Source organism: Paenibacillus marinisediminis (genome assembly GCF_054343325.1).
The window spans coordinates 18171-38646 of record NZ_JBTGUH010000001.1 but is presented as its reverse complement, the minus strand read 5'-3'; the positions used below and the strand labels follow the sequence as shown (position 1 = coordinate 38646).

Genomic DNA, 20476 nt, shown 5'->3' with positions numbered 1-20476 from the left:
GAAGAAAAATCTATGATGTTTTTTAACAAAAAAGGTATTTTTTTGTCGATTTATTGAGTTTGGAGGATATATTTTTCTTTTGCATTAAATCAGATGGATGCAATCTCCAAATGGTGTTATAATAATTCTACTTTGTTGCAATTCCAGTTATTAATCATGATGTAATATCCTAGTAAACTTTAATTTGAAAGCGCTTTTTGAGTTAGACAGCAGATCTTTGTGCTTTTATCAGCTCTACAAATCTATTAAGGCGGTGTTGTCATCTTGAACCAAACATCCAAATTCGCCAGGTGGAAACGCTCCGAAGCTTTGATGGCCTGGTTATTCATGGCCCCCGGGTTGTTATTGCTTGCTATGTTCGTTTTTTGGCCTATCATTTACAGCGTGCCGCTTGCTTTAACAGATTATTCCGTCATAGGGGATACGACTTATGTTGGGCTGGATAACTTTAAACGGGCTTTTAACGACGAAAACTTCATTACTTCGCTGTGGAATTCTTTGAAATATGTAATTATTGTTCCTTTCATTCAAATCCTGTCCATTTTAATGGCTATTCTAGTAAACAGCAAAGTGTATGGAATTAAATTATTCCGAACAGCGTATTACATTCCCGTCGTAACCTCGATGGTCGCAGTTGCTATCATCTGGGGCTGGTTGTTAAGTCCGAATGGAGTCGTCAACTATTTATTTGAATCCATCGGGCTCATAGATGAAAAGGTGAACTGGCTATCTAATCCAGATACGGCGTTATGGACTGTCATGTTCATAACGCTGTGGCAAGGACTTGGCTACTATATGATGATTTACTTGGCGGGGCTTCAGTCTATTCCAAGCGATCTGGTGGAAGCCGCCCGCATCGATGGGGCTAGTCGATTACAAACCATAACTAAAATTACTATTCCGCTGCTCAAGCCTTACGTATTCTTCTGTACGCTCATTTCGTTGATGGGGGCGATTCGCGTATTCGACGAAGTGTTTGTACTGACGAAAGGCGGACCGGGAACCGCGACTTTGACATCGAGCTTGTACATTTACCAGCAGGGCTTCCAAAAGTTCAACTTTGGATATTCTGCTGCTTTGGGTTTGATTGTGAGTGTCCTAATCGGACTGCTGAGCATCCTTGTCTTCAGATTTAACAAGAAGGGTGGTGTCAATCCATATTAATGGATGTCATGATGAGAAAAATCAAACTGACGAAGGTCATAAAGCTGTTGCTGATGTATGTCTCTCTTCTTATGTTCGCCATCTTCATGATGGGGCCGTTCCTTTGGCTGTTCAGCGTATCACTTATGCCGGGGAAGAATGTGTTTACCAATCCGCCTGTTATTTTTCCAACGTCCATTGACTTTGAAAACTACGTGAATGTGTGGAATTACATGGACTTTCCCCGATATATATGGAATACCGTCATCATTTCCGTGCTTGGCGTGGTTCTTAACATCTTCTTCTCCTGTCTGACAGCGTATCCGTTGGCCGTGTTCCGCTTTAAAGGCAGAGACATGTTATTTACCTTGCTTGTGGCAACCATGGTTATTCCAGCAGCTGCGGGTCTGGTAGTGAATTATCTGACGATAAATGCCCTCGGGATTATGGGGACATACATGTCGGTTGTTTTACCGTCTGCTGTGTCGGTTTTTAATATCTTTCTGATGCGTCAAGCGTTTATGGGTGTGCCGCTCGAAATCCGCGATTCAGGTAAGGTGGATGGAGCTTCAGAATTCCGGATTTGGCTGCAACTGACACTGCCGATTGTAAAGCCTGCCATTGCTGTTATTGGCTTGTTGGTGTTTATGGGGATGTGGAATAACTTCCTCTGGCCAATTATCGTTTTGAATGATCCACAGATGTATCCTCTGGCTTCTGCCCTGAGTTATTTGAACGGTCAGTTTTCATACAACTTTGGGTGGATCGCGGCTGGGACGGTCATCTCCGTTGTTCCGATTATTGTCGTTTTTTTGTTCACCCAAAAGTATTACATGGAAGGTATTGCTGGAGCTATAAAGGGCTGAAGCATCCCAAATCTGTCACAAGGAGAATCGCCGATGAAGAATATATTATATATTCCGTTAGATGAACGGCCGTGTAATTTTGATTTTCCGGCGGAACTAGCCAAAGGGACGGACGTAAAATTAATAAGACCGGATCGGGATCTGATGGGTTTCAAAAAACAGCCGGGCCAGGTGGAGGCTCTCTGGGAGTGGCTAATGGCGAAGGCGAAAGATGCAGAGGGCGCCATACTCTCCTTGGATACTCTCCTTTATGGCGGCATTGTGCCATCTCGCTTGCATTACATGGATGAGGATTCGTGTATGGCGAGGCTTGACCAATTACGCAGGCTAAAAGAGATTAATCCATCAATAAAGGTGTATGCATTTCATTTAATTATGCGTTGTCCCAGCTATCCAAGCAGCGATGAAGAGCCTGACTATTACGAGCAGTGGGGCGGAGATATTTTTCAAAGCGGTTATTTGCGGCACCGGCTTGAATTGGGGGGGGCTACGGAGGAAGAACAAGCACAGTTGGCTGCTATCAAGGCTCGTCTGCCGCAGGAGATTTTGAAAGACTACCTGGACCGGCGTGCCGTCAATTTGGCGGCCAATCGGAGAACTGTCGAGCTTTTGCGGGATGGGACGATCGATTTTCTCATCATTCCGCAGGACGATTCGGCGCCTTATGGCTGGACAGCTCTGGATCAACAAGCGATACGGCAGCATGTTCGGAGCAACCATGTTGAATTGGAAGCTTATATGTATCCGGGGGCGGATGAAGTCGGGTGCACGCTGTTAGCGCGCATGATCAACCGCTTCAAAGGTCGCCGTCCGCTCGTCGCTTTGCGATATGCTGGGATAAATGCTCCTTACATAATTCCTTTATACGAAGACCGAATGCTGCACGAAAGTGTTAAATATCAAATCCTGGCAGCCGGTGGACTGCTTTGTGAATCTTGGCAGGATGCGGATTTTGTATTATGCATCAATGCGGCAGGCGGACTGATGCTCGAGTCGGTCAGCCAGTGGGAAGCGGGGGCGGACTATCAGGTTTTGCGGAATCTGACAGAACTGACTGAAGCGGCGGGGTATTTGGTTCGGGAGTACGGAAAGCCGTGTGCCATCGCTGACGTGGCTTTTGCTAATGGCGGCGATTTGCAGCTGATCAAGCTTCTCCGTCAGCAAGGGCTGCTGTATGAATTGGCAGGCTATGCCGGTTGGAACACGAGCTCTAATACGCTAGGAACAGTTCTCGCTCAGGCCATGCTTTTTGCAGTCTACGGCAATACCCAATCCCACCGGAATTTCCTGGCGCACCGCTATCTGGAGGATGGCGGATATTGTTCAGAGGTACGGCGAAAAGTAACGACGGAAGTGCTTCCAGCAATGGGGTATGACTACTTCTCGATCGATGGTCAGCGGGGCAAGGTTGCCGAGCTGGTGCGTCGGGAGCTGGAGCGGTTTGCTGTCCAGCATTTGGATGCCCCGCCGTACAGGATACAAATCGATGACTGCTATATCCCTTGGAGCCGCATGTTTGAAGTAGGGTTGTCTGTTACGCTAATTGAAGATTGATGCTCTTTTTTTAATCAAGCCTGTGGCGCGCCGCAGGCTTTTTTTGCTGACAAGAAAATTATGGTATAAAAAAAGGCTCAAAACCGAAGCCAATGCTTGATGACTCACGAAAACAATCTTTTTGTTCCATCTTATAAAGCTCTTGCAGGGTAAATAGTGATACAAATAGGTGTTCACTTGATAATCTGGCAATGCGAGTTACGTTTATATGAAATGGACACACAGGCCGTTATTCCAGTAGAATGATACCTATTAGTAATCCTAAAGGACCGTGGTTCCGCTATTTGAGCGAAATCTACTGGTAATTGCTCATTTTGAAGCAAATAAGGTCTTCTGAGTCCGCAAAGTCGCGAATTACACTGTAATTTTCACAAATAGCGTCTCCTGAGTCCATTACCTACTAAGACACAGTGACTGGTTCATCGGTAATGACTTGGTTGGCGGTATTTAGAATATTTGAGTATAAATAAATGATGCTTCGTATTCCTGTGGTTCTCTGTCCTATAATGTGTATATGGAATTTCATAGGAGGTATAATTCAGTGACATTACATAAACACAATGTTAACGACATCATAGGAAGGCTGCATGAAAGCGGAGTGATTGACGATAAGGCTGAAGTGATGGCTAAATTGAATGGAACTACTGATGGACTTGTCTACACATTAGCTGTAAACGAAGAACCTAAGTATGTATTGAAGATGGATCATACCGAAAGCATCGGTTTTGTTGAACAATTTCATCAAGCTACGATCGAGAGTCCTCTTTTGCCGAAGCTTATCTATACAGATCCCGCTAAGACTTTTATCGTGTATTCCTATATAGAAGGTACAACACATTATAATCGCGGCTCCAAAGGAAAATGGATGTCTCGCTTAGTAACAGAGCTTCTGAATCATTATGAAACCGCTGCCTGCATGGATAAAATAGGAAGGTTAACGATGCCGCGTGATTCTTGCCGTGAATTCAATGAGCGGAGTCTGGAAGGTGCGAGGAATAATGTAGGAGATATCTTGTCGATCGAGGACACTAACAAAGTCAATGCATTGGTAGAAAACATCTCTCAAGTTGATCGCAAATATTTGCTGCATGGCGATACGGGGGTTCACAATTTTGTGTATCGTGAATCCGAATTAGTGGGTGTCATCGACCCATCTCCGATGGCCGGTCCATTGATATATGACTTCACCTATGCCTATTGTTCCTCACCGGACGAGTTGAATATGGATACGTTATTTAGCGCTTATGAATTGCTCGCACACAAGCCGGTTGACAGGTCAAGACTTATTGACGAGGTTATCTTTCAGCTATACTGTCGAATAGGGATATGTGCGCGAGTTCATCCGCATGATCTGAATGACTATTTACAGGCTTGGGAATATTGGAGATCGCACCTGAAATAAGAAGCCAAACAAAAAAGTACCTGCTTCACTCGAGCAAGGGTCAGGTGACCGCTTGCTCCGAGTAATGGAGCAGGTACTCTTAATTATGTGATAAGGTAAGCTTAGACGAATCAGTGATTCGCAATGCCGAAGTTCTCTTTACGTTCGGAAGGGGGAGTCAGCTTCTCCTTGCCGATAAGCGCATAACGGAAGCTGTCGAGGAGCGCTTCCCAGCTCGCATCAATGACATTGGACGATACGCCCACGGTACTCCACGTATTGTTGAAATCCGTTGATTCGATCAGGACGCGAACTTTGGCGGCTGTCGTATCATTTTCGTCCAGTACGCGCACCTTGTAGTCTGTAAGGTGCATGTCATGAATGGACGGATAATGACGCTCCAACGCTTTGCGCAAAGCGTTATCGAGCGCGTTGACAGGGCCGTTTCCTTCTGCGGCGGTGTGTAGCTGTTCATCGTCGATTGTCAGCTTCACGATGGCTTCAGAGCCACCGGCACGGTCGAGTGATTTCTCAGCCATGATCTTGAAGGAAGCGAAGGAGAATGGCTCTTGATCGACACCTGTTGCTTGGCGAAGCAGCAGCTCAAGTGAAGCATCGGCGCCTTCAAATTGATAGCCCTGATGCTCGAGCTCCTTAATCCGATCGATGATGCTGCGCGTCTGCGGATTGCTCGGATCAAGCTCATAGCCAAGCTGCTGCGCCTTAGACAGCACGTTGCTCTGACCCGCTAGCTCAGAGACAAGCACTCGCTGTTTGTTGCCTACGAGCTCGGGCTGAATATGCTCATAGGTACGCGAGTCCTTGAGAATAGCGGACACATGAATGCCGCCTTTATGCGCGAAAGCCGCATTGCCGACAAATGGTTGGTTCACAGGCATATGGACGTTGGCGATCTCGCTGACATAGCGCGCGACTCCTGTAAGCTGGCTTAGCTTCTGCGCAGGCAGGCAGTCATATCCAAGCTTAAGCTGAAGCGTCGGAATGACAGAGCATAGATTCGTATTGCCGCAGCGTTCGCCATAGCCGTTAATCGTTCCCTGCACTTGGCGAGCACCGACTTCAATGGCGACTAATGCGTTAGCGACGGCGAGCTCACAGTCATTGTGCGTATGAATGCCGAGCTTTACATCAACGGATTCAGCGATAGATTGTACGATGGAGCGAATCTCATGTGGCATAGTGCCGCCGTTCGTATCGCACATGACGATCCAATCGGCGCCTGCTTCCTTTGCTTTAGCAAGGACAGACATCGCATACTCGCTATTATGTTTATAGCCGTCGAAGAAATGTTCGGCATCCAACATAACCTCGAGACCTGCTTGCTTTAAGTAGGCGATAGAATCATAGATCATCGAAAGGTTTTCTTCCAGTGTCGTTTGCAGCGCAGTGTGGACGTGAAAGTCCCACGACTTGCCGACAAGAGTAGCAGCAGGCACATTAGCTTCAATGATCCGATTCAGGCTGACATCATGCTCAGCCAAGGATTGCTTGCGTCGGGTGCTGCCGAATGCGGTTAGCTTCGCATTCCAATTGTAGTTCTTGACTCGTTTGAAGAACTCAATGTCCTTGCCGTTGCTTCCTGGAATGCCGCCTTCAATATAATGAACGCCAAGCGTATCGAGCTTGCGGGCGATCTTAATCTTATCGTCAGCAGAAAGGCTAATGCCTTCACTTTGAGTACCATCTCTTAACGTGGTGTCGAAAATAGCTATTGAAGTAGACATAATATACCCTCCTCTGATGAAACGGATTGTCACGATAGTGGCTTAATCGATTCAGCACTCTGATGAAACGGATTGCCATGATGATGGCGTTATCGATTTAGCATACTGATGAAACGTGTTGACGTGGTGCATGACTAAAGGGAATGCGCAGCCTGAATCTGTATAAAAAACGTACATGGCAATTATTTTCATATTATAGCACTCGCAAACGGGATGTATAGACTAATCGGAAGAAAGGTTAAAACTTTTAGTAATGTTGAGGACAAATACACACAAATGTCTTTCATTTCGCTACAATTAAGAGGTGAGAGCCGGCGCAAGTCGAGGAAAGGGAGGGTAGGTCATGGACAAGGACCAGCGAGATGTTAACAGCTATTATCCAACCAAGGGAAGGGTAATACTACACGTCGATATGAATGCTTTCTATTGTTCTGTTCATGAAGCTGAAGATCCTGAACAATATAAAGGGAAGCCTACCGCGGTTGCCGGCAGCATTGAACTTCGTAAAGGGATTATCGTCACCTGCTCTTACGCTGCCCGGAAGCGGGGGGTCCGAACCGGTATGACGGTAAGACAAGCCGAGCGACTCTGTCCGGGAATTATCTTAATCAGACCGGACTTTCATCTATATCGCAAATATTCGCGCGCCTTTCTAGATATCACTCATTCGTATACACCATTGGTGGAGGCGGTATCGATTGACGAGTGTTATATGGATATCACAGGCTCTAAGTCGTTCGGCACACCGATGGAAATAGCGGAGGAACTGCAGCGCAGAATTCGTGAGGAGCTGTCACTGCCATGTTCGGTTGGAGTTGCGCCGAATAAGCTGCTTGCGAAGATGGCTTCGGATATGAAGAAGCCGAATGGCATCACGGTCTTGCGAATCCGCGATGTGCCAGCCCTGCTATGGAAGCGGCCGTGCCATGAGCTGTTCGGCGTCGGGCAGAAGACGGCGGGCAAGCTGGAACGCATGGGCATTCGCACGATCGGCGAGCTTGCCCATGCGGACGAAGAACGGCTCCGCAACGCATTTGGCATCTATGGCGATGCGATGAGACAGGCGGCGAACGGATGGAATGACGATCCCGTGAACCCGGAACGGGAACCGAGCAAATCGATAGGTCATACCACCACGCTGCCGCGTGATGTGGATACGCCGGAGGATGTTCGGCGCGTGCTGCTGAATCTGGCGGATCAGGTGACGAGGCGGATGCGCAAGCAGCAAATGATGGCCTACACCATTCAACTGACGCTGCGAACACCGGAGATGAAGACCTTTACGCGCTCGCATACGTTAGATGCGCCAAGTGATGACAGCAGTGTGTTTGTGGAAGAGGCATGGAAGCTCTATCTTAAGCATTGGGAAGCTGGGAAGCCGATTAGGCTGCTGGGTATAACAGGACAGAACCTGGTACAGAAGGATGAAGCGGCTGTTCAGCTGGATTTATTTTCATACGAGAAAGCACCGAAGAAAGAGAAATTAAATGAGATCATGGATCAGATCCGAGACAAATTCGGGGAGAATGCATTAATTACGCTCGGGATGGTCGGTGAGGACTCCTCCTCGTTGCTCCGCAACCATCAACGGCGAGGAACTTCGCTGCAGACTGATTTTTTGCGGGAGTGGGAAGCTAAGCAAGAGGACTAAGGTAATATTCATTTTATAAAAAAGTATGGTTAGGGTTTGAATTCCACCACTGTTTGTATTATATTGATATCGTTAGACAGAGATGTAGTTGTACTTATTCAGGAGGGAAACTAATAATGGCGAAATATACTTGGGTTGAAAAAGATACATGCATTGCCTGCGGGGCTTGTGGAGCGACTGCACCCGATATTTATGATTATGATGATGAAGGTATCGCGGAAGTTATTTATGAAGGCGACAACAACCAAGGTGTGACAGAAATTCCGGAAGATCTGCATGAAGACATGCAGGATGCATGCGATGGTTGTCCTACAGACTCGATCAAGATTGCGGATAAACCATTCAACTAATTTACTGCACTCCAACCTAATCGGTTATTAATAAAAAACTCTGCTTCGGCAGAGTTTTTGTGCGTTTATGGGAAGCAGTTTGTTAAAGATGGTATTGAACATCGACCCTTAAATGCCGATACATAACATGAAGGGTGCAGTTTGGCTGCTAGCTGCCTTCGGGATAGGGGGATACTCATGTCGAAGCAAGCGGGTAAATCTCAGTTTACCGAGCAAGATCAAGCCTATATGAAAAAGTATATTGAAGCTCATCCCGACAACCGAATGGCATGGTATCTGTTGGGGAAGCAGTATGAACGTGCGGGTGAGATGAGCAAAGCTCATTATTGTTATAATCAAGCCGGAGACATATACAAGGCTTTTGAAAATGTACCGCTTCCTATAGAAGCGGCAACCGAGAGGCTGATGATGAAGCAGGAGGCCAAGCGCCTGCGCGAGCAGAAGTCGATGCGCAGACGTTGGATCGTGCGCGCATCGTTGCTGCTGCTGCTGATCGCCGGGCTGTTAACCTCGGTGCCAAGTGAACAGGCTCATGCTCCGAACGAGCCGCCTGCTTCGCCGGACATCGAGCCAAGTGTTCCGGTCGCCACGACTGAATCGGCACCTGAAGCAGGCATATATCTGAGCGGTGAGCAGGAGAAAGAGCTTGCCGCATCGCTGTTAAGCGCTGTCAAGCGCACTACGGCTTCGGACAAGCCTTCATATGTGGTATCGCAGCCTGAGGAAGATTCTTGGAAGCTATGGACACTTCAACCTAAACCATGGTATGTAGTTGAGCCGTCGGACAAGTCGAGCGAAGCTGAGGTACAAGCGATCAATACGAAGGATTGCTATTGTGAAGCGGAGCAGAGCAAGGTAAGCACCTTAGCGGCAAACTGGGCGCAGCAAGAGCAGCGGCAGCTGCTCGCACGGTCCATTGTCGTTGCTGCCGTTCGTATGGGCACAACTCCGCCGCCTAAGCTGGGAGAGTTGGCTGGTGCATACCCCAACAACGCGATTGCAGGCGTTGATCCAGAATTAATACCGCTGTACGAGCAAGCTGTAGTGGCGTGGAAGGCCGCAGGCTCTCCAACTGATGCTAAGCTCGCAGAGGATGAGCTGTTCCAATCGCCTGAAACGGTAGATTCGCCTTTTCAAGAGGCTCTGCGCATCGTTGTAGACAAGCAGACCATGCGGCTTGCAGTCATTAGCGGCGATCAGATCATACGCAATTATACAGTTGGCTTAGGTGGAGATCGTACGCCGGAAGGAAGTTTCATCATAACGGAGAAGGTTGTGAATCCGAATGGAAGAGCGAATGGTTCATTCGGAAGCCGAGGGATGACGCTTTCCGATACGTTATATGCCATTCACGGTACGAATGAGCCGGATAGTGTAGGCAAGAACGAATCATTGGGCTGTGTGCGTATGTCGAAGGAAGATATCGAGGAATTGTTTGATATGGTGCCCATAGGCACCGAGGTTCAAATTACGAATGGCAAACTTCCGGTTAAGGAGCATAAGCCGACGAAAGAAGATCGATATCAAGTTCCTTTAACACCAGGGCAAGGGAATCCGAATAAAGTATATAAATGGTTGGGGTGAATTTAAGAAACCGCTCACCTAGTTAGTCGATAAGGCTGGATTAGCGGTTTTTTTGTCCGATAGCACATACAGTGACAGTAAGGCCGTATGACCCGCGGTTGAACGGACACAGGCGCCACTATTTCATGATTTCAGGGTGCTTTTTGAGGTATTGCGGACACAGATGACGCTATTTGCTTCAAAACTAGCACTAAACGGCTTATTCAGGTCAAATAACGGCTCTACGGTCCGCTAGTATGGCGAATTAGTGGTGTTTGCTACAAATAGTGGTTCGTGTGTCCGCTACCGGACCTTGTAGATAGCAAAGTGGGTGTCCCAAAAGTCAAAAGACTTAGGAACACCCACTTTTATGACTATATATAAGTACGGGTAGTGCTTAACCATTAACAATAATTAACACCGAAATGACAACGATGAGCAACAGAACGATGGAACCGACCCAGATCATAGCTTTCTTATTAAGAGATTCATCCTGTTTCGTAGGTCTAGTAGGGGGCATACGCTTAGTTGTCATAGCTAATCACCTTTCTTTACCGAATATATATTATACAGAGTATTGTATACGCTTTTGGGCGATATGACTAGTACATAGAGCACGAGGTAAACTCTTTTCTTTTCAGCATGAACACAGTAAACTGTTCCATAGGGTAAATGTTAAGCGGGGGACTTAGCAGCTACCTCTAACTTAAAAATGGTTTCTATGTTAGAATAGATAACATCGACAATCAAGAACGGAGTGGAATCGTTGTTATACCGCAATATTGGCAAACCTTTATTTTTTAAACTGGATCCGGAGCGGGCCCATCATCTCGTTATAGGCGGGATGGCTTCAGCCGCTAAACTGCCTGGTACCCTTGCCATGCTGCGCAGCATGTATGGTGTACAAGAAGATGCTATGCTCGCGAGTGATCTATTCGGATTGCATTTCCATACTCCAATTGGCTTAGCTGCTGGGTTGGATAAGAATGCAGAAGCTGTTGAAGGCTTCTCATCTGTGGGCTTCGGATTCATGGAGGTAGGTACCGTAACGCCGGTAGGACAGCCTGGCAATGATAAGCCGCGTTTGTTCCGTTTGCCTCCGGATGATGCACTCATTAATCGAATGGGATTTAATAATGAAGGCGCTGTGAGAATGCGTGAACGATTATCGCAGCTGAAGCAGCGTCCGATACCTGTGTTTGTCAATATCGGCAAGAACAAGGTAACACCTAATGAGCAAGCGCAAGAGGACTACTTGAAGTGTATACGTGAGCTGTATCATGAAGCGGATTTATTCGTCATTAACATCAGCTCTCCTAATACGCCGAACCTGCGCAATTTGCAGCATGGTGATGAGCTCCGCACGCTGCTGCAAGCTGCGGTTAAGGAAATGCAAGCTCAGAATGATTTAAACGGGAAGAGCAAAGCCATACTGGTAAAGGTTGCGCCTGATGTGACGGAAGAAGAGCTGGAGCATATGGTAGCGACGATTAAGGGCAGCGGGGTATCCGGAATTATCGCGACTAATACGACATTATCGCGTATGGGAGCTACTCACCCGCATCGTCTTGAGAACGGCGGCTTGAGCGGTAAACCGTTGACGGAACGCTCTAGAGCAGTGATTAAGCAGATCTATCGCATGACAGAAGGCCAGCTGCCGATCATTGGATCCGGCGGCGTCTTTAGTGCTGAGGATGCTTATGGACATATATGTGCGGGCGCAAGCTTAGTTGAAATATATACCTCTCTGATCTATCGCGGACCTGAAGTGAACCGCGAACTGGCAGCAGGCCTTAAGCGACTGCTGCAGAAAGACGGATACAAGCATATCTCGGAAGCGGTAGGAAGAGACCATAAATAATATGTACACAGTACCGTGAGCCGGTACGGCGATGAACGGTTGGGACGGACAGGAGGCATTCATATGGACGGAATAGACTGGGGAAAATTTTTGTTGCCTTATGAGCAGGCCATCGAAGAGCTGAAGGTCAAATTCAAAACGATGCGCACCGAATTGAAGAAGCGTGAAGAATATGCGCCAATCGAATTCGTAACTGGACGAGTGAAGCGGATATCTAGCATTCTGGAGAAAGCGAAGCGGCTGAACGTGCCGCTCGAGAATATAGACACTGGCATTGAGGATATAGCTGGAATTCGTATCATGTGCCAATTCGTCGAGGATATTCGCTATGTTGCCCAATTGATTCGTGAGCGCAAAGATATGAACGTGCTGTATGAGAAAGACTACATCACGAATTTCAAGGAAAGCGGCTACCGAAGCTTCCATATGATCGTTGAATATCCGGTCCAGACGGCGGTAGGGCAGAAGATCGTCTTGGCTGAAATTCAAATCCGTACGCTGGCCATGAATTTCTGGGCAACCATTGAGCATTCCCTGAATTACAAGTACAAGGACAGCTTGCCGGAGGATGTGAAAGAGCGGTTGAAGAAGGCTGCGGAAGCAGCGTTTATTCTTGATAACGAAATGACAAGCATCCGCCATGAGATATTGGACGCGCAGCGGAGCTTTGAAGATAAGTCGAAGATCGTTCAGAACTGCTTGACCTTCATTCAAGAGCTGTACTACCATCATAAGATCTCCGAAGCGATTCAATTCCAGAGTCGATTCATTGCGCTCTGGGAGCAGAACGATATGATCGGCTTGAAGCGTTTAGAGGAAGATCTGATGCAGTTAATTGGTAAGGCTAAGTCAGAGCCTAAGACAGTGGAATAAAGGAAACAAGAAGAAAGGTACAGACTCCCTATATGTTTACTAGGGCGTCTGTACCTTTTTTGTGCCTATTGCAGTACAACCGTGTCTCCTGGCTGTAGGCCTGTCAACACTTCAGTCTTTTCCGGTGTTTCCATTCCGGTTTTAATGGAGCGGCGCTCCGTTGAGCCGTCAGGCAGCTTGAGCATAACATATGAGCCTTCCTGGTCCTTCATAACCGCGATAGTGGGTACGACAATGGCATTTTCGATGCGCGACGTTTCTACGAGCCCGGTCAGACTCAAGCCAGCAATCATATTCTCGTTAGCCTCTAAGCTGATAATCACTTCAAATTGCGCGGCTTGATTCGCCGCTTGATCGGTTCCTGGCTTCGCGAACTTGGATACTTTTGTGACCGTACCTTTCAGAGGGACGTCCTTGAGCGCATTGATCTTGACATCAACTGGCATGCCCGGCTTAATCATGAATATATCCTGTTCTCCGACTAGACTGACAAGCTGCAGCTTCTTCGTGTCCACAATTTTGCCGATGCGGGCATTCTCCTGTACATATTGCGGTAAGTTTGCGGCATCGTCATATAGAAAAATACCATCTGTCGGAGCATAGTAAATAGCCGTTTCAACCTTGCTGCGCTTGTCTGAGATCTCTTGCTCTTGGATCGACAGGTTTACCTGATTAAGCTCGCGCTGGAGCTTTGCCGCTTCTTTATCGATGAATTGCTTCTTGGACTCCGCTTCTGTTGTGGCGCTAACTTCCCCTTCTTCCCCGATCGAAGCTTGGAATTCGCTCAATTGATCCTCCAGCTTCATCTTCTTCAAGGAAGCTTCGCTCTGGGCTATTTCTTTCTGTAAGTCTGAAGGGTCTAGATTGAACAGGAGTTCACCCTTCTTTACCTGCTGCGCATCCTTCACATTCCATTGCTTTACCTTGCCCGTGAAAGGAGCGTACACGATCGTTTCCTGCTCGTAGCTGGACTTGCCCTTAATTTCAATCGTATTGATTAAGGTTTCCTGTGTAACTGGAAATGTAATCTGCTCTTCCGCAGTATTTGCTGCCATATCGGATTTGGATGGGTTGCCGAATTGATATAGTCCATAGCTGATTGCGCCAAGGATAACGATGACGGCCATCCACTTGATCTTCTTCTTCATCTTTCTATAACCTCCCTGATTGTTTCCGCTGCTAATCACGTTTGATGGCGGTCAATGCGTCTGTTCGGGATGCAGTGATGGCAGGATAGATACCAGATAGCACTCCTGTAAGCACTGCAAAAAATAGTCCGACCGGAATAACGTACATTGGAATAAATATAAAGCTCTCACCGGAGGAAGTTGCCATAGCAGCCGCTCCGTTTATCCCCCAAACGATCCAATAGGAGAACATGACGCCAATAAGACCACCAAGCAGTCCAAGCAAGGCGGCTTCTATTATAAACATGTTTCGAATCTGCCTCAGATTAGCACCGAGAACCTTCATAATGCCAATTTGACGTCTGCGCTGATAAGTTGACATCGTCATGGCGACTACGATAGAGATCGAAGCGATAAAGAGTATGAACAATCCTACACCTAATGCAACCGTCCGAATGATCGAGAATTCATCCTGAAGTCGTTCCTGTTGATACAGATTATTGCTTGTATCCAGCATTAAATTATGGATTTGATCTTCTACTTGTTTCACATTCTTCTGATCATCGACTTTAACGAGGACCGTATTATATGTACCTTTTTCGGTCTTTGCAGTATCGCCTTCACGCTGAAGCTTCAATTGATCAACCAGCATTAGCGCGGTCTCCTCAGACACGTACAGCTTCTTATCTTCACGAGCCATGTCATCCGTAACATTTGGCGGCTTCTGCAGCACAGATGTTATTCGAATATTCGCGGACAATCGCTTGCCGTCCGAAGTCATTGACATAGGTTCAAGACGAAGCTGCTTCTGATAGATTGGGGTAGGAAAGGATCTAAGCTGCCGCCACTGCTGGTAGTACTCGTCATTGAACGGATCCTGATCCATCTTGCGCTGCAACGCCTCCATCGCTTCAGGATTAACAAGTCCGAACGTTGCGCCGTAGGATGCAATACCGGTATACGGCACATCGGATGGACCGCCCTGATTAAATTGATGACCGAATGCCGGCAACTCATTCAGATCAGTTGCAATAACTTCTACGAAACCGTTCTTGTTATCGCCAGTGTAAATGTTCATATAGTCTAATCGCTCGAATGGAGCAGCGGCTGTCACATGCGGCAAGCTGCGAATGACTTCAAGTTTTTGCTTTGTAAGCATCCCGCGCTTGACAAGATCAGGGTCCGCATTTTCCTTACTGATAGCGGAAGCGGGCGTGACCGTTATTTCATCGACTTTGAAAAAGGAGTTCATCTGCTTCTCCGCGTACGATTGAGCAGATTCACCCAAACTTAAAGCGACGATGATGGCCGAGCATCCGATGGAGATGCCCATGGCGCATAGAGCTGTGACGACCTTTCTGCGTCGCAGCTGGTCACCGGAGAAGCGCATATAATCGAGGAATCTCATGAAGATTCGCCTCCTGTAGTGACTAGTATTGCATCTTCGATAGGTGCGTCTGAAGGTTCAGGTGCGCCTTCCTCGACGAGATAACCGTCTCTTAACGTGATCACACGTTCCGTATGAGCAGCAACCTCATGCTCATGTGTGACGATGATAAAGGTCGTACCCATCGTCTTATTCAAATGCTTTAGAATTGCGATAATTTCCTGCTCAGTCTTCGTATCTAAGTTTCCGGTAGGCTCGTCCGCAAATATAATGGAAGGCTCCGTTATAAGCGATCGTGCGATACTGACTCTTTGCTGCTGACCGCCTGAGAGCTGGGAGGTGAACATCTCAGCTTTATCAGGAAGCCCAACTTGTTCCAGGAGCTTGAGTGCTTTTTCTTTTCTTTCTCTAGGCGATACGCCTTGGAATACGAGCGGAAGCTCGATATTTTCTCGAACTGTGAGATTGGGAATGAGCTCATAGGACTGAAATATGAAGCCTATATGAGAGCGGCGAAATTCAGCAAGCTGATTTTCATTCATTTCTACGATATTGTGGCCTGCTATGTATATGCGACCTTCAGTAGGCTTCATCAAGCCTGCCATCAGGTTAAGCAGCGTTGACTTCCCTGATCCGGAGCTTCCTAATAGAGCGACCATGTCGCCTTGTTCAACACGAAAGCTTAGATCGTGAAGTACCTTCGTCATTTCCGCCCCGTTCTGAAAAGTATGTGACAGATGTTCAATTGTGAGCATGCGGCTCCCCCTTTCTGAATATGTACATTCGTTGTATGTATGAGCTGCGATAGAATAAGTCGGAATTGCCGTATGAATATGATGATGTGACGATATTACTTGCACGCTCTCCTTCAAACTTTTATTCCAGCGGTAAATCATGATATGCTGTTACGGTATGGCATAGATAGGCTAATCGCATAAATGGAAGGATGAAAGCATGATTGCGCTACCGACTGCATTTGTGGAAGCGATGAAATACCGAATGGGGGAACATTATTCCGCCTTTATTAACAGCTATAATGAAGAGCCCGCATCAGGGCTGCGCATCAATACGATCAAGCTGGATATGGACAAACTTGCAGTCTTGATGCCTGAACTAACCGAACGAATCCCTTGGACGAAGGATGGATATTACACACCGCCGGAAGCTAGGCCCGGCAAGAACCCATTCTATCACGCCGGATTCTATTATATCCAAGAACCGAGTGCTATGGCACCCGTAAATTTGATGAATTTGCAGGAAGGGGACCGTGTTCTTGATCTATGCGCGGCTCCAGGAGGCAAGTCTGTACAGATCGCGGCAGGGATAGGGAAATCGGGGGTATTAGTCACCAATGATATTCATCCTGACCGCACAAAGGTGCTTGCTCGCAATATGGAGCTTTATGGCGTTACACGCGCAATTGTGCTTAACGAGCGTCCGGAGCGCATTGCGGAAGCATTGCCGCAGTGGTTCGATAAGGTGCTAGTAGACGCACCTTGCTCCGGAGAAGGTATGTTTCGCAAGGATCCCGATATGGTGCGTGCCTGGGAACGAGAGCCTGTATTGACATATGCAGCGATGCAGCAGGAGATTCTGGACAGTGCAGCTCAGTTAGTGAAGCCTGGCGGCAGACTTGTATATTCGACCTGCACGTTCTCACCGGAGGAGAATGAAGCCTCTATCGCTCGTTTCTTGACCAAGCATAAAGATTACCGAGTAGTTCCGATTGATCTGAATCACGGATTTGCTTCAGGGCGTGAGGATTGGGCTCGGGATTGTATACATGAGCATCAATGGGAAGCTTCACCCTCGGCGATTGAAGCCGTAGCAGGTACAGCTCGTATATGGCCTCATCTTGTACGAGGTGAGGGGCACTATGTTGCTGTGATGGAACGGCTTGGCGAACCGGTTCAAGCTAATCATTCACAGCTGCCACCGACTCCTATCGAGCCATCTGCTCCATTCATCGGGGTGAAGAGTAAGCGGGACATGAAGAAGCAGGATTCACGCATGATGAAGACCAAGGTACGTCCGAAGGGATTGCGTTCACCGGATCAGGATCAGATAGATGCTTTTTCTACATTTTGCGAGCACAATATGAGCCATGTACCAACTATGCCTAATGTTGCGATTAAGGACTATTTATACTCCTGTCCTGTATCGCATGAAATATTGACTAAGCTTAAAGTGATAAGACCAGGTTGGTTTCTGGGCACGTGCATGAACGGACGCTTTGAACCAGCACATGCGTTTGCGATGGGGCTCCGCCAAGGTGATGCGGCGAGAGAGTACCATTTCAGTGCGTCAGATCCTGATGTCATTCCTTACCTGCGAGGGGATACGCTGTCATATCGAGAAGATCTGGGAATTGAACATGCTAGCCAAGCAGTAAAGGGCTATGTGCTAGTTATGCTTGAAGGGAGTCCGTTAGGCTTCGCGAAGCGCTTAGATCACATCTTGAAAAATGAATACCCAGCTGCTTGGAGGTGGACGTAAACGATGGCGAAGATTAGGTTGGATAAACTACTTGGTCATATGGGCTGCGGAACTCGTTCCGAAATCAAAAAGTGGGCCAAAATCGGACTGATTACCGTTAACGGAGCTGTCATAAAGGATAGCGGCAAGCAAATTGATCCCGATATCGACATCGTGAATTTGGATGGGCAAACGATTCAATACCGAGAGTTCGTATATATCATGCTTCATAAGCCGCCAGGTGTCATATCGGCAACAGAGGATACGCGAGAACGAACGGTAATTGACTTGCTTCCTGCGGACATGCAGGTGTTTGAACCGTTTCCGGTAGGAAGATTGGATAAGGATACAGAGGGACTGCTCTTATTATCTAATGATGGTAAGCTCGCGCATGAGCTCTTATCTCCGCGGAAGCATGTGCCGAAGACTTATTACGCTCGTGTCAGTGGAAGAGTAGATGAGGCTGACATTGCAGCGTTCCAGCAAGGAGTTGTGTTGGACGACGGGTACCACACTCAACCGGCCAAGCTCGTTATACTTGAATACGATGCCGCTTCGGATGTGGATGGCATCTCTCACATTGAGGTGACGATAACCGAAGGCAAATTCCATCAGGTTAAGCGAATGTTTGAAGCGGTTGGCAAGAAGGTAGTATATCTGAAGAGATTAACGATGGGATCCTTGCGATTAGATCCCGAATTGAAGCTTGGTGAATGGCGGGAGTTAACCTCAGATGAGTTATCTGGCCTAAGAGGCGATCAATAATGATTTGGAAAAGTAAGCTACGGAGGAAATTATAAATGAGTATACAGATTGTTGCCATTGATATGGACGGAACGCTGCTGCATGATGATCACACTCTGTCCAAGCGAAATGCAGATACGATTCGTCAAGTTGCAGAAGCCGGAGTTGAAATTGTGCTGTGCACAGGGCGCAGTCCGTCCAGCACGCTGCCGTATCTGGACGAATTAGGTCTTGAAGGCATTGTCATTACACATAACGGTGCTGCTACAGTCGCATCCAAGAGCAGAAAAGAGCTTAATCTGTTTGAACTGCAGGGACAAGATTTAGACAGATATATGGATTATTGCCGCAAGCATCAGATTCACTTTGATGTGAATACAGCCTTTGATCTGTATGTGGACAGCCTGGAAGTGCTGACGAGCGAAGTACTGCACATCTACTCTCAATTTTTGATTAAGCCGAAGCTGTTTCCAGGCTGGGATCAATTGCAGGAGCCGGCACTGAAGCTAACCATGTCGGGTGAAAAGGATAAGATAGACGAAATAGAGGCAGAGATGAATCTTTGGGATCACAAGCTGCATTTTATTCGCTCGGGCGATTATTTCATCGACGTCATGCATCCCGAAGCAACGAAAGGGAATGCGCTGATGAACTTAGCAGAGCAGCAGCAAGTTCCACGTGAGAATATATTGGCAATAGGCAACTATTATAATGATGTAACCATGATTCAGTATGCGGGAATCGGGGTTGCTATGGACAATTCACCGCTTGATGTCAAAGCGGCGGCTGATGATGTTACCTTAAGCAACAATGAAGATGGGGTACATGCTGCACTTCAGAAATATATTCTTTCAAAAAAATAGGTTGTCACAAGGAAAGAAGGGGACATAGTCCCCTTCTTGTACGTGGCAGCGTTCTTATGTTGGAATCAGCAGCAGAACACTACGCTTATGATTACCAACAGGATGAACAATACCAAAATAATACCTAATTGGTTATGGAAGTGGTGGTGTCTACCGTCAATAGCGTTCATCATTTATTCCTCCCTTTGCAAGTAGTCGGTCCACACCGAATCGGTTACACGTAGTTTCTGGGCACTGGCGGTTGCATCGAATACGTCCGTCATTCGGTATAGAGTATCATATGCAGCAGCCTTGACTCGAATTGGACATTTGCCCGGTATGATCAGGATTTGGGTATTAGCCTAAACAATCCACTGCGTTAGTCGACCAATCGAATAACAACAAAGAGACCGCTATTTCTGTTTGTATCCATAGAAATAGCGGTCTTTGTGATGTATTCAGATTAGGTTCTCGTTTCAACAGCTAGTCCACTAAATGAAATCGGCCCGACGACATCTGCTCGAGTATTTGGAGTTAGATTCTCAGCGGTTACGGTGTAAACATGACATCCTGATCTTACATTCTTGTCAATCCCTTGAAATGTGACAGCGTAGTTTTGTTCAGAATCAGCTGATTCAATACCTTGTACCGTATTAAAGATCTCCTTCTCATCACGGAAGATTCGGAATAGAATTTGAGCGATACCCGTAATCCCTCGAACTCCAACAGTTGCGACTAACTCAACGCGATTAGGTTGAGCATCCGAAGAAGGTATTCTTATTCGAATCGTTGCTAGAAGCGACCTTTCTGGTGTTTGTTTGATAATAAATGATTCAGATAAATTAAATCTGCTCAATGGCTGAACAGCAGCATAATCGAGAATTCGTACCAATATATCATCTCCTTTCATACTA

18 protein-coding genes are annotated in these 20476 nt (G+C 47.0%); 12 read left to right on the top strand and 6 right to left on the bottom strand.

What is annotated here, in order from left to right; all coding sequences use genetic code 11:
• The first annotated feature begins 327 nt into the window (after nt 1-327).
• The 4 genes from ACXX53_RS00185 (at nt 328) to ACXX53_RS00170 (ending at nt 4965) form a co-directional block, all read left to right on the top strand.
• A complete protein-coding gene (locus ACXX53_RS00185) occupies nt 328-1164 on the top strand; it encodes a carbohydrate ABC transporter permease (protein WP_458566589.1) in 837 nt (278 codons plus the stop codon).
• Nucleotides 1164-2009 (top strand): carbohydrate ABC transporter permease, encoded by an 846-nt coding sequence (locus tag ACXX53_RS00180; protein WP_458566588.1) that lies wholly within the window; start codon nt 1164-1166, stop codon nt 2007-2009. The genes ACXX53_RS00185 and ACXX53_RS00180 overlap by 1 nt, the downstream gene beginning before the upstream one ends.
• A gap of 33 nt (nt 2010-2042) precedes the next feature.
• Nucleotides 2043-3563 carry a DUF4127 family protein gene (locus ACXX53_RS00175; RefSeq protein ID WP_458566587.1) on the top strand — a complete coding sequence of 507 codons (1521 nt, stop codon included), beginning with the start codon at nt 2043-2045 and terminating at the stop codon, nt 3561-3563.
• Nucleotides 3564-4104: 541 nt separating this feature from the next.
• Nucleotides 4105-4965 (top strand): phosphotransferase, encoded by an 861-nt coding sequence (locus ACXX53_RS00170; protein WP_458566586.1) that lies wholly within the window; start codon nt 4105-4107, stop codon nt 4963-4965.
• A gap of 110 nt (nt 4966-5075) precedes the next feature.
• Here ACXX53_RS00170 and cimA read toward each other — a convergent pair whose 3' ends face one another.
• Nucleotides 5076-6689, bottom strand: coding sequence for a citramalate synthase (gene cimA, locus ACXX53_RS00165; RefSeq protein ID WP_458566585.1), 1614 nt, complete (start codon nt 6687-6689; stop codon nt 5076-5078).
• A gap of 343 nt (nt 6690-7032) precedes the next feature.
• On the opposite strand from cimA, the gene ACXX53_RS00160 reads away from it, so the two are divergent.
• From ACXX53_RS00160 to ACXX53_RS00150, 3 genes are all read left to right on the top strand, one after another.
• Nucleotides 7033-8340: a DNA polymerase IV gene (locus ACXX53_RS00160; protein ID WP_458566584.1), complete on the top strand. Its 1308-nt coding sequence runs from the start codon at nt 7033-7035 to the stop codon at nt 8338-8340.
• 116 nt (nt 8341-8456) lie between these two features.
• Complete coding sequence (locus ACXX53_RS00155; protein WP_458566583.1) at nt 8457-8690, top strand: ferredoxin; 234 nt, start codon at nt 8457-8459, stop codon at nt 8688-8690.
• 177 nt (nt 8691-8867) lie between these two features.
• The gene (locus ACXX53_RS00150; protein WP_458566582.1) at nt 8868-10274 is read left to right on the top strand and encodes a L,D-transpeptidase family protein; all 1407 of its coding nucleotides are present in this window, start codon (nt 8868-8870) and stop codon (nt 10272-10274) included.
• Between the two features lie 376 nt (nt 10275-10650).
• Here the strand turns inward: ACXX53_RS00150 and ACXX53_RS00145 are convergent, their stop codons facing one another.
• Nucleotides 10651-10788: a hypothetical protein gene (locus tag ACXX53_RS00145; protein WP_458566581.1), complete on the bottom strand. Its 138-nt coding sequence runs from the start codon at nt 10786-10788 to the stop codon at nt 10651-10653.
• Nucleotides 10789-11019: 231 nt separating this feature from the next.
• Between ACXX53_RS00145 and ACXX53_RS00140 the strand changes: the two genes are divergently transcribed.
• Nucleotides 11020-12114, top strand: coding sequence for a quinone-dependent dihydroorotate dehydrogenase (locus ACXX53_RS00140; protein WP_458567637.1), 1095 nt, complete (start codon nt 11020-11022; stop codon nt 12112-12114).
• Nucleotides 12115-12177: 63 nt separating this feature from the next.
• Entirely contained in the window at nt 12178-12987 is an 810-nt protein-coding gene (locus tag ACXX53_RS00135; RefSeq protein WP_458566580.1) for a GTP pyrophosphokinase, read from the top strand.
• Between the two features lie 65 nt (nt 12988-13052).
• Here ACXX53_RS00135 and ACXX53_RS00130 read toward each other — a convergent pair whose 3' ends face one another.
• Genes ACXX53_RS00130 through ACXX53_RS00120 form a run of 3 tightly spaced genes read right to left on the bottom strand, consistent with a single transcriptional unit; the run spans nt 13053 to nt 16256 of the window.
• On the bottom strand, nt 13053-14135 hold the full coding sequence (locus ACXX53_RS00130; protein WP_458566579.1) for an efflux RND transporter periplasmic adaptor subunit: 1083 nt from the start codon (nt 14133-14135) through the stop codon (nt 13053-13055).
• Between the two features lie 31 nt (nt 14136-14166).
• A complete protein-coding gene (locus ACXX53_RS00125) occupies nt 14167-15522 on the bottom strand; it encodes an ABC transporter permease (protein WP_458566578.1) in 1356 nt (451 codons plus the stop codon).
• The gene (locus tag ACXX53_RS00120; RefSeq protein WP_458566577.1) at nt 15519-16256 is read right to left on the bottom strand and encodes an ABC transporter ATP-binding protein; all 738 of its coding nucleotides are present in this window, start codon (nt 16254-16256) and stop codon (nt 15519-15521) included. The genes ACXX53_RS00125 and ACXX53_RS00120 overlap by 4 nt, the downstream gene beginning before the upstream one ends.
• A 199-nt stretch (nt 16257-16455) precedes the next feature.
• On the opposite strand from ACXX53_RS00120, the gene ACXX53_RS00115 reads away from it, so the two are divergent.
• The 3 genes from ACXX53_RS00115 to ACXX53_RS00105 are packed head-to-tail and all read left to right on the top strand — an operon-like array spanning nt 16456 to nt 19583.
• The gene (locus ACXX53_RS00115) at nt 16456-17997 is read left to right on the top strand and encodes an RsmB/NOP family class I SAM-dependent RNA methyltransferase (RefSeq protein ID WP_458566576.1); all 1542 of its coding nucleotides are present in this window, start codon (nt 16456-16458) and stop codon (nt 17995-17997) included.
• A 3-nt stretch (nt 17998-18000) separates the two neighbouring features.
• Complete coding sequence (locus ACXX53_RS00110) at nt 18001-18741, top strand: pseudouridine synthase (RefSeq protein ID WP_458566575.1); 741 nt, start codon at nt 18001-18003, stop codon at nt 18739-18741.
• A 35-nt stretch (nt 18742-18776) separates the two neighbouring features.
• On the top strand, nt 18777-19583 hold the full coding sequence (locus ACXX53_RS00105; RefSeq protein ID WP_458566574.1) for a Cof-type HAD-IIB family hydrolase: 807 nt from the start codon (nt 18777-18779) through the stop codon (nt 19581-19583).
• Nucleotides 19584-20025: 442 nt separating this feature from the next.
• On the opposite strand, the gene ACXX53_RS00100 is transcribed toward ACXX53_RS00105, so the two are convergent.
• The gene (locus ACXX53_RS00100) at nt 20026-20454 is read right to left on the bottom strand and encodes an exosporium protein C (protein ID WP_458566573.1); all 429 of its coding nucleotides are present in this window, start codon (nt 20452-20454) and stop codon (nt 20026-20028) included.
• Nucleotides 20455-20476 lie beyond the last annotated feature (22 nt).

Bases quoted from the DNA above. Each gene is read 5' to 3' on its own strand.
- ACXX53_RS00185 (WP_458566589.1), top strand. From the start codon at position 328: ATGGCCCCCGGGTTGTTATTGCTTGCTATGTTCGTTTTTTGGCCTATC.
- ACXX53_RS00180 (WP_458566588.1), top strand. From the start codon at position 1,164: ATGGATGTCATGATGAGAAAAATCAAACTGACGAAGGTCATAAAGCTG.
- cimA (WP_458566585.1), bottom strand. From the start codon at position 6,689: ATGTCTACTTCAATAGCTATTTTCGACACCACGTTAAGAGATGGTACT.
- ACXX53_RS00130 (WP_458566579.1), bottom strand. From the start codon at position 14,135: ATGAAGAAGAAGATCAAGTGGATGGCCGTCATCGTTATCCTTGGCGCA.
- ACXX53_RS00115 (WP_458566576.1), top strand. From the start codon at position 16,456: ATGATTGCGCTACCGACTGCATTTGTGGAAGCGATGAAATACCGAATG.
- ACXX53_RS00175 (WP_458566587.1), top strand. From the start codon at position 2,043: ATGAAGAATATATTATATATTCCGTTAGATGAACGGCCGTGTAATTTT.
- ACXX53_RS00135 (WP_458566580.1), top strand. From the start codon at position 12,178: ATGGACGGAATAGACTGGGGAAAATTTTTGTTGCCTTATGAGCAGGCC.
- ACXX53_RS00155 (WP_458566583.1), top strand. From the start codon at position 8,457: ATGGCGAAATATACTTGGGTTGAAAAAGATACATGCATTGCCTGCGGG.
- ACXX53_RS00110 (WP_458566575.1), top strand. From the start codon at position 18,001: ATGGCGAAGATTAGGTTGGATAAACTACTTGGTCATATGGGCTGCGGA.
- ACXX53_RS00160 (WP_458566584.1), top strand. From the start codon at position 7,033: ATGGACAAGGACCAGCGAGATGTTAACAGCTATTATCCAACCAAGGGA.
- ACXX53_RS00125 (WP_458566578.1), bottom strand. From the start codon at position 15,522: ATGAGATTCCTCGATTATATGCGCTTCTCCGGTGACCAGCTGCGACGC.
- ACXX53_RS00105 (WP_458566574.1), top strand. From the start codon at position 18,777: ATGAGTATACAGATTGTTGCCATTGATATGGACGGAACGCTGCTGCAT.
- ACXX53_RS00150 (WP_458566582.1), top strand. From the start codon at position 8,868: ATGTCGAAGCAAGCGGGTAAATCTCAGTTTACCGAGCAAGATCAAGCC.
- ACXX53_RS00120 (WP_458566577.1), bottom strand. From the start codon at position 16,256: ATGCTCACAATTGAACATCTGTCACATACTTTTCAGAACGGGGCGGAA.
- ACXX53_RS00145 (WP_458566581.1), bottom strand. From the start codon at position 10,788: ATGACAACTAAGCGTATGCCCCCTACTAGACCTACGAAACAGGATGAA.